This window comes from Gordonia sp. (in: high G+C Gram-positive bacteria), assembly GCF_012515855.1.
GTDB lineage: Bacteria > Actinomycetota > Actinomycetes > Mycobacteriales > Mycobacteriaceae > Gordonia.
The window spans coordinates 20911-28181 of record NZ_JAAYXO010000065.1 but is presented as its reverse complement, the minus strand read 5'-3'; the positions used below and the strand labels follow the sequence as shown (position 1 = coordinate 28181).

8 protein-coding genes are annotated in these 7271 nt (G+C 67.3%); 6 read left to right on the top strand and 2 right to left on the bottom strand.

Features of this window, described 5'->3' with window-relative positions:
- Positions 1-268: 268 nt before the first annotated feature.
- Positions 269-826 (bottom strand): TetR/AcrR family transcriptional regulator, encoded by a 558-nt coding sequence (locus GX543_RS04535; protein ID WP_290850097.1) that lies wholly within the window; start codon positions 824-826, stop codon positions 269-271.
- Between the two features lie 50 nt (positions 827-876).
- Between GX543_RS04535 and GX543_RS04530 the strand changes: the two genes are divergently transcribed.
- From GX543_RS04530 to GX543_RS04510, 5 genes are all read left to right on the top strand, one after another.
- Positions 877-1683, top strand: a complete 807-nt coding sequence (locus GX543_RS04530; protein WP_290850096.1) for a thioesterase family protein — start codon at positions 877-879, stop codon at positions 1681-1683.
- Between the two features lie 240 nt (positions 1684-1923).
- A complete protein-coding gene (locus tag GX543_RS04525) occupies positions 1924-2106 on the top strand; it encodes a hypothetical protein (protein ID WP_290850095.1) in 183 nt (60 codons plus the stop codon).
- Complete coding sequence (locus GX543_RS04520) at positions 2099-3535, top strand: amidase (protein ID WP_290850094.1); 1437 nt, start codon at positions 2099-2101, stop codon at positions 3533-3535. The genes GX543_RS04525 and GX543_RS04520 overlap by 8 nt, the downstream gene beginning before the upstream one ends.
- Positions 3536-3736: 201 nt before the next feature.
- On the top strand, positions 3737-4363 hold the full coding sequence (locus GX543_RS04515; RefSeq protein WP_290850093.1) for an AmiS/UreI family transporter: 627 nt from the start codon (positions 3737-3739) through the stop codon (positions 4361-4363).
- Positions 4360-5535, top strand: a complete 1176-nt coding sequence (locus tag GX543_RS04510; protein WP_290850091.1) for an SLC13 family permease — start codon at positions 4360-4362, stop codon at positions 5533-5535. The genes GX543_RS04515 and GX543_RS04510 overlap by 4 nt, the downstream gene beginning before the upstream one ends.
- Before the next feature lie 27 nt (positions 5536-5562).
- Here GX543_RS04510 and GX543_RS04505 read toward each other — a convergent pair whose 3' ends face one another.
- Positions 5563-6630 carry a substrate-binding domain-containing protein gene (locus tag GX543_RS04505; RefSeq protein ID WP_290850090.1) on the bottom strand — a complete coding sequence of 356 codons (1068 nt, stop codon included), beginning with the start codon at positions 6628-6630 and terminating at the stop codon, positions 5563-5565.
- Positions 6631-6770: 140 nt separating this feature from the next.
- On the opposite strand from GX543_RS04505, the gene GX543_RS04500 reads away from it, so the two are divergent.
- On the top strand, positions 6771-7214 hold the full coding sequence (locus GX543_RS04500; RefSeq protein ID WP_290850088.1) for a MarR family transcriptional regulator: 444 nt from the start codon (positions 6771-6773) through the stop codon (positions 7212-7214).
- The last annotated feature ends 57 nt before the right edge of the window (positions 7215-7271 follow it).

Below are 7271 nucleotides of genomic sequence, written 5' to 3'. Positions count from 1 at the left end.
CCGGGGTGACGGCGTGCGGGGCGATCTCGCTACGCCGTTGCGTGCTTCGCGCGGCAGCGGCACTCGATCAGCGTGGGGGAGCGAGCGTAGCCGAAACAGCCTGTCCCCGTTGTTGGTCGAGTCGGCGTGTGAGCGCAGCGAACCCGCGCATAATCGAGACCGGGCGACGGCGTGCGGTGGCGATCTCGATAAACCGATGCGGGCTTCGCGCCGCAGCGGCACTCGATCAACTTCGGGCGAGCGAGCGCAGCTGAGGGAGCAGGATCCGTCAGCCCCACATGTGCCGGACGTGAGACGCCAGGGCATCGAGCGGCTCCACCGAGCGCAGGGCGCGCGAGGTGATGATGGCGCCTTCGAGGGAGGAGATCAGCATGTGGCCGATGCCTCTGGCGGTCTCAGGGTCGACACCGTCGCGCGTGAAAGATTCGGCGATCTGGGTGGACATGGTGGCGAAGGCCTCGGCCGCGCGTTCGGCGGCCGCGGGGTATTCGACGGTGGCGAGCGCGGCAGCGACCAGCGGGCACCCCAACCGGTAGTCGCTGGTCGTCAGAATCTCCTTCCAGCTCTCGAGCACCAGGACGAACGCGTCGACGGGCGACCGGCCGTCCTGTGCTGTCGCCAACTCCCGCGCCGCATAGCGACCCGCGGACGCCGTCGCCTGCTCGAGCAACTCCGCTTTGCCGTCGGGAAAGTGCTGGTACATGGATCGACGGGCGACGCCGCTGTGCTCCAACAACTCCGACATGCCGAAGCCGTCGGCGCCCTTGCTGCGAAGCAGTGCCATGGCCGAGATCAGCAAGCGGTCGCGTACGGAAGGCGTGGTCATGCTCACAGGGTACTCGTAAGTAGAACGATCATTCTGTTACCGTCACCGCTATGACTCACGTTTTCGACGAGGCGATCGTCCTCGCTCCGGTCGCCACGGCAGCGGGCCATGTGGTTCGCGCGACCACGCACCCCGCGTACGCCAACATGGTGGGCCCGTTCGGCGGGATCACCGCGGCCACCGTGATCAACGGAATCCAGCAGCACCCCGACGTCCTCGGTGATCCGCTCGCGCTGACGATCAACTACGTCGCGCCCATCGCCTACGGCGACTGGGATCTGGATCTGCAGGCGGTGCGCACCAACCGGACCAATCAGCACTGGGTGTTCACGATCAACCAGGAGGATCACATCGTCGCCACCGGTTCCGCCGTGTTCGGCGTGGTCCGCGACACCTGGGCAGACACCGAACCGACCCCGCCGGAGGCGCCTCCCGCCGACGAGGTGGAGGCGACGGACTTCGTCGAGTTCATCGAGTGGGCCAAGCAGTACGACAAGCGGTTTGTGGTCGGCGGTCTGGCCGAGGAGAAGAATGACGATTCGACGTCGACCGTGTGGCTCCGGGACCAGCCCGCGCGCCCGATCGACTTCCCGTCGTTGACGTCGATGGCCGACTGCTTCTTCCCCCGCGTGTTCCTCCGGCACGGCGCCTACATGCCGGCGGGGACCATCTCGCTGACCGTGTACTTCCACGCGACGGCCGAGGAACTCGCCGCGCATGGGACCGATCACGTCCTCGGAACTGCGCGAGGCGCCCGGTTCGGGCACGGACACTTTGACCAGTACGGCCAGCTGTGGTCGGGCGACACCTTGCTCGCGACGACGCATCAGCTCGTCTACTACAAGGATCCTGCCTGACCGACGACCGACCACCGACAACCGACCACCAATGCGCCCCGCATCCGCCACTCGGCGGCTGCGGGGCGTCGTCGTTGGGGCGTACGACCAGCAGAAACTTTCATTTGAAAGTGAGTTACGCCATTCCGGCCCGCAACTGTGATCTATGCACTACATTTGAAAACATTCCAAATGGAATTAATGCAAATGGTCACACTGCCGGTACCTGCACGACCTCCGGCCGGATCGATTGGAGAACCGATGACGCTGTCCATCAAGGATGCATTGGCCGCGCGGGGCGTGCCCCCGAGCGCCGAGGAACTGGTGAAGATCGAGGCCAAATGGGCCGAGATCGTCGCACTCAAGGGCGATCTGGACAACATCGCAATCGACGACGCGGACATCTCGGTCCGCAACATCCCGGGAGGAGATCACCTTGTCTGACGAACTGCTGAGCAAGTCCGCCGTCGAGGTCGGAGAACTGATCCGCACCAAGCAGGTCTCGCCTGTCGACGTGACGCGCAGTCTCCTGGACCATGCGCATCGCCTCAATGACGAGGTGAACGCGTACGTCAGCTTCCGCGACGACGCCGCGATGGCCGAGGCGCAGAAGGCCGAGCAGGAGATCGCTGCGGGCGAGCACCGCGGCCCGCTGCACGGTGTGCCGATGGCGCTCAAGGACAACCTGTACGTGGCGGGCGAGGTCACCACGATGTCGTCGAAGATCCACGGTGACTTCGTCTCCAAGGACGACGCGACCGCCGTCAGCAAGCTCCGCGACGCGGGCATCGTGCTGACCGGCAAGCTCAACATGCACGAGTATGCGTGGGGCATCGACAACAACAGCCCGCACTTCGGCGCGGTCCACAATCCGTGGAACCTCGACAAGGTGCCCGGCGGTTCGAGCGGTGGCTCGGGCGCTGCCGTCGCGTCGGACATGTCGTTCTCGACGCTCGGCACCGACACCGCGGGCTCCATCCGCATCCCGTCGGCGGCCTGCGGCCTGGTGGGCCTCAAGCCGACGCACGGGCGCGTCGCCAAATTCGGCTGCTACCCGCTCGCCTGGACTCTCGACCACATCGGTCCGATGGCGAAGACCGTCGACGACGCGGCGGCCATGCTGCAGGCCATCGCCGGCTTCGACCACCGTGACCCGACATCGGCTGACGTCCCTGTCGGCGACTACCGCGCAGCACTCGGCGGCGACCCGAAGGGCCTGGTCATCGGCATCGAGGAGGACTACTACTTCCGCGACGTCGACACGAACATCGAGCGACTGGTCCGCGCCCGGATCGACGATCTCGTCAGTCGCGGCGCCACGGTGAAGAAGGTGAGTATTCCGGCGCTCAAGTACTCGGAGTGGACCGAGCTCGCGGTCAGCCTGTCGGAGGCGGCCGCCATCCATCACCGCGACCTGGAGACCCGCCCGCAGGACTTCGGCGACGACATCCGATTCCTGTTCTACCTGGGTGAGCTCTTCTCGTCGGTCGACTACCTGCAGGCCCAGCAGGTGCGTCGTCAGATCAAGCAGGAGTTCACCGCTGCACTGGCCGACGTCGACGTTCTCATTGCGCCGACCTTGCCGGTGATGGCGCCGGACATCGGCTCGCCGGTGGCCGATCTCAACGGCAATCCGGTCGACCTGGTCGACAACTTCATCCGCTACACCGGACCGAGCAACCTCACCGGACTGCCCGCGATGACGGTGCCGGGTGGGTTGAACGACGGCCTCCCGGTCGGCGTCCAGATCGTGGGCAAGGCCTTCGACGAGGCGACGGTCCTGAAGGTGGGCCGCTTCATCGAGGAGTCCGACCCGATGCAGGGGCAGCGCGCGCCCGTCGGTGCGTCTGCGGCGACGGCTGGACGACGGTAGTACCCGGGCGAGTGACGGTCCGTGGGCGGGGAGCTGAGGCGCTCCCCGTCCGCGGACCGTCGCGTTGTTGCCGATCGGCGCCCGCCCCGAGGCGGTTTGTCGCAAATGGCGCGTCGAGGCAACGCCCGAACTAAACTTCCCTGCACCAAGTCTGTCTGACCACGGCTGCCTCGAGCAGCTCACAACCCGGAGGGGTTACAGATGTCCAGTCTTGCTCTTGTGTTCGTCGGTGCGGTTCTTCTCGTCAACGGACTGGTTTTCCTCGGACCGGTGTCGCCGCGCGCGGCGATTCCCGCCAACCTGCTGGTCGGCGCGCTGATCGTCACCACGTCGCTGCTCGGCGCGGTCCCGGCCGCGCTGGACGATCGGATGGCGCTCTTCGGCGCCCTCGGCTTCTGCGTCTTCGGATTCACCTACCTGACCGTCGCCGTCAGCACTCTCACCGACGCCGATGGTTCCGGCGTCGCTTGGTACTGCGGTTGGGCCGCGGTCATCTCCGCGGTGCTCGCGGTGGTCAACTTCTCCGAGTCCGACCCGCGCCTGGCCTGGCTCTGGGTGTCGTGGGTGGTGCTCTTCGCAGCGTTCTTCCTCGCGGGGGTCACCGGCAGCGCCCGGTTCGGCAGGGGAGCCGGCGCGATCTCGGCGATCCAGTCGGTCACCACCGGCACCATCCCCGGACTGCTGATGATGAACGGCGACTGGGCCGACTTCTCGGTCACCGTCATTGCAGTGGTCCAACTCCTCGGCATCGCGGCGTATCTCGCGATCATCGCGATGCCCGCGGCACCGTCGCCCGAGGTCACGGCCGGGGCCGCGCACGCCGAGTGACGGCATCGCCCCGGTGGTCGTGGCTGCTGGCCGCGGCGACGATCGCCGCGGGCGTCGCCCTCGTCCTGCTCTCGCCCGACCGCGCGACGGCGCTGGTGGAGCGGCTCGGTCCGGTTCTGCTGTTCGTCGTCGCGATGTCGGTGGTGGTGAATCTCGCGGCCGACGCCGGGGCCTTCGACGCGATCGCCGACGGATTGCGTCGCGTCGTGCTTCCGGGCTGCTCCGAGCGTGCGGCGACCTGGGTTCACGTGGTGGTGTTGTCGACCTTCGCGACGGTCTTCCTGTCGCTCGACACCACGGCGATCATGGTGACGCCGCTGGCCGTGGCACTCGCCCGACGATCCGGCGCGGGTCTGTGGGCGATCGGGTTGACCGTGGTGTGGATCGCCAACATCGGCTCGCTGCTGCTGCCGGTCTCCAACCTCACCAATTTGCTCGCGGTGTCCGGTGGCATGTTCCACGGCACCGGCGACTATCTGGCGCAGATGTGGCGGCCCGCGGTGGTCGCGCTGGCGGTCGCGGCGGTCGCGTCGTGGGTGGCGTACCGGGGCGAGCCCGGCGGTGCTGACGACGCGGTGCCGACGGGTCCCGCATCCGATCGTCCCGGGGGCCACGACCGTCGGCTCCGCATCAGTCTGATCGTCCTCGGCCTGCTGGTCCCGCTGCTGGTCTCGCCCGTTCCGTACTGGCTGTCCACCGCGGTCGCGGCGTTGGTGCTGGTGACGGTGTCACTGCGATCGGCACGACCGTCGGTGACGTCCGGCCTGGTGCCGTGGACGTCGCTGCTGTTCGTCACCGCGCTCTCGACGGTCGCCGCCGCACTGCATGCCGCGGGTGCGGCGGAGGTGATCTCGCGGCTGGTCGGCAGCGGCGAGGACTCCACCGGCGGCCTGCTGCTGATCGGCGGTGCCGGAGCGTTGCTGGCGAACCTGATCAACAACATCCCGGCCTTCCTTGCGCTCGACGTCGGCGTCAGCCAGGCCTCGGGCATGGCCGCCCTGCTGGTGGGTGTCAACGCCGGGCCCATTGTGACGCCGTGGGCGTCGCTGGCCACCCTGCTCTGGCACGACCAACTGCGCCGCAGCGGCGTCGACGTGCCCTGGCGCCGCTATGTTCTGGTGGGCTGTGTGCTGGTCCCGATCGCGGTGGTGCTGCCGATTCTGGCGATCTGAGCGGTTCCGCGCAGACCTCCGCGATCGCTACAGGGTCTGAATCACCTCGAAGTCGAAGACATCGGCCCGCGCCAGGTTGACCGACTGCACCGCCTGGTTGCCGTGGTAGCGGACCACGCCCCGCGGTCCTTCCAGCACCAGGCCGTCGATGGCCTCGTCGAACTCGGCGACGGAGAAGCCGTCGGCACGCCGCGCCAACTGCACAAGGGTCGCGATGCCCTGGTAGCACGACTGCGCCATGTTGTTCAGCGCCGGTGCGGCGGGACCGCCCGCGGAGACGTAGCGGCTCAGGAAGTCGAGGGCGTCGGCGCTGGTGAGGCTGCTGAAGTACGACGCCGAGCAGTACAGATTCTCGGTGGCCTCGGCGCCGCTGGCCAGCAGCATGTTCTCGTCCATCAGCGGGCTGTAGCGCGTGATGTTGCGATGCAGTCCGGCCTCGGCGAACGAGCGGTTGAAGGCCACCGCGTCCTGCCCGACCAGCAGCATCAGGACCCCGTCGCAGCCGCTGGCCGCGACCTCGATCGGTAGCAGGGGATCGGTGCCCATCCCCATCTCGACGAAGGTGCTGCCGACGATCTCGATGTCCAGCGCAGAGGCCGAGCGGATGGTCTTCTCCATCGACCGGACGGGCCACACGTACTTCGCGCCCACCACGTGCCACCGGCGGATCCCGAGATTGCGGCGCAACCAGGCGATCGCCGGGAACATCTGCTGCTCGGGAGTCTCTCCGCTGCAGTACACGCCCGACGCGTGTTCGCCTCCCTCGAACAGCGAGGTGTAGACGTACGGCACCCGGCCGCGGACGATCGGCGTCAGCAGATGGCGGATCGACGAGATGTGCCATCCGGTCACCGCATCGATCTCACCCGCGTCGATCAACCGGGCCACCTCGGCGGCGACGGCCGTGGGGCGCTGACCGCCGTCGATGTAGACCAACTCGGCCTGGCGACCGTTGACGCCGTTCGAGCGGTTGATCTCGTCTTTGGCCATCTCGCACACCGCGATGCACGACGGCCCGAAGATTCCTCCCGGCCCCTGCAGGGGGATCACCGTGCCGATGCGGAAGGTCGATTCGTCGACAGCGCTCACCCGCATGCTGGCGACTCCTCTGAAACGATGCGAATCACAGTTGCGGGGTGCTTTGAGGTGCTTCACACCGCGACTGGACTAGTCTGTAGTGTAAGTCCTGCTAGAGGGCAGATCAACGAGTCGGAACAATCAGTACGAGGTGCCAGATGAGCGACGCCACCGCGCCCGCCCCGGTTTCCGTAGCGACTGTCGCCTCCACCGAACTCATCAAGAATCTTCTCCTCGGCGCGCAGGCCACCACGGCTGCGATCACCGCCATCGGCGCGCAGTACGACCTCACCGTCGACGAGTGGCTGATCCTCGACGGTCTCGACTCCTCCGACGGCGCCACGATGTCGGAGGTCTCGGTCTCGACTCTCGCCTCCGGCGCCTCGTTGACCCGAGCCGTCGACCGCCTGGTGACTCGTTCGCTGGTGTATCGCACACCGAGTGCCACCGATCGGCGCAAGGTCGAGGTCCGGATCAGCGACCTCGGGCGCGACCTCCACGCGCAGATGCGCCGTCAGGTCAGCGAGCTCGAGACGTCACTGCGGAGCGCGTTGGACGTTGCCGGCACCGACCAGCTCACCGCTGCGCTGGGTGAGCTCTAGCCCTGCCGGCTCCCCTCTGCACGACGCACGAATCGGCGTGTGCGCATTCTGTCGATA

What these genes read in the sequence shown, in the direction of transcription:
- GX543_RS04500 (WP_290850088.1), top strand. Translation starts at nt 6,771, where the DNA reads ATGAGCGACGCCACCGCGCCCGCCCCGGTTTCCGTAGCGACTGTCGCC.
- GX543_RS04530 (WP_290850096.1), top strand. Translation starts at nt 877, where the DNA reads ATGACTCACGTTTTCGACGAGGCGATCGTCCTCGCTCCGGTCGCCACG.
- GX543_RS04535 (WP_290850097.1), bottom strand. Translation starts at nt 826, where the DNA reads ATGACCACGCCTTCCGTACGCGACCGCTTGCTGATCTCGGCCATGGCA.
- GX543_RS04525 (WP_290850095.1), top strand. Translation starts at nt 1,924, where the DNA reads ATGACGCTGTCCATCAAGGATGCATTGGCCGCGCGGGGCGTGCCCCCG.
- GX543_RS04515 (WP_290850093.1), top strand. Translation starts at nt 3,737, where the DNA reads ATGTCCAGTCTTGCTCTTGTGTTCGTCGGTGCGGTTCTTCTCGTCAAC.
- GX543_RS04505 (WP_290850090.1), bottom strand. Translation starts at nt 6,630, where the DNA reads ATGCGGGTGAGCGCTGTCGACGAATCGACCTTCCGCATCGGCACGGTG.